The sequence below is a fragment of the Brevundimonas sp. TWP2-3-4b1 genome (assembly GCF_049897665.1).
Lineage (GTDB): Bacteria > Pseudomonadota > Alphaproteobacteria > Caulobacterales > Caulobacteraceae > Brevundimonas > Brevundimonas subvibrioides_B.
In genome coordinates this window covers 1-733 of the sequence record NZ_JAFCWQ010000075.1, presented here as the reverse complement: position 1 = coordinate 733, position 733 = coordinate 1, and the positions used below count along the sequence as shown (strand labels likewise).

Genomic DNA, 733 nt, shown 5'->3' with positions numbered 1-733 from the left:
TCGTACGACTGATCAGCGCCTCGGTTTCGCCGGCAACAGCCGCCAGTCGATCCAGTAACAGCCGGTCGGCATCTGGATCGGCATCCTCGGCGAGTTGGTGAGCGAGGTCCGCCGCCGTGGCCTCGATGCAAGAGAGCGCCGAGGCCGACTCCCCTGCGACTGGAAAGGCAAGAAGAGCCATCAGACGATAGGTCTCGACCTCCAGCAGGGTCTGAACAAGTCGCCCGGTCAAGGCGCCGTCGCCGACGTCGTCGGATAACAGCAGAAACCTGGTCATGCCTTCCGCGTCGGCCCTGAAATCAGTCAGAACAAGGGTGTCGCTGTCGACCAGTCGGCCACCGGTGACGCCGACGGCAAACAGGGATGTGGCGGCAGTCACATCTGCATGGCTCCAAACCTCCAGCCTCGTCGCGACCAGCACGTCGCCGGGCCACGCGCCGAGCCAGTCAATCGGCACCATGTCGAGAGCGGTCTCGGCGAAGGGCGCCTTGTTCACGGGCGAGCGGAAGAAGGTCCAGGTCGAAAACTCAGTGTGGCGCTCCCATCTCAGATGCCATGTCCCGGCTTCAAGGCCGCACCAGCGGGCTGTGGGGCCGGGTTCGGCTTGCCCAAGGCGGCGGCACAGGGCGGCCATGTGGTCCCGGTCGCCCTGCTCGCCAGCCTGACCTGAAAGTGTGGCGATTCGCGTCACAAGCGCGGGGCCGACCAGTGGTGTGAAAGGGCGGGCGTGAGC

General features: G+C 65.6%; 1 protein-coding gene. It reads right to left on the bottom strand.

Going from position 1 to position 733, the window contains the following annotated elements; genetic code table 11:
* Window positions 1-691: DUF3422 family protein (locus ACP7A5_RS17985; RefSeq protein WP_426043169.1), on the bottom strand; the 691-nt coding region annotated here is incomplete at its 3' end.
* Between the last annotated feature and the right edge of the window lie 42 nt (window positions 692-733).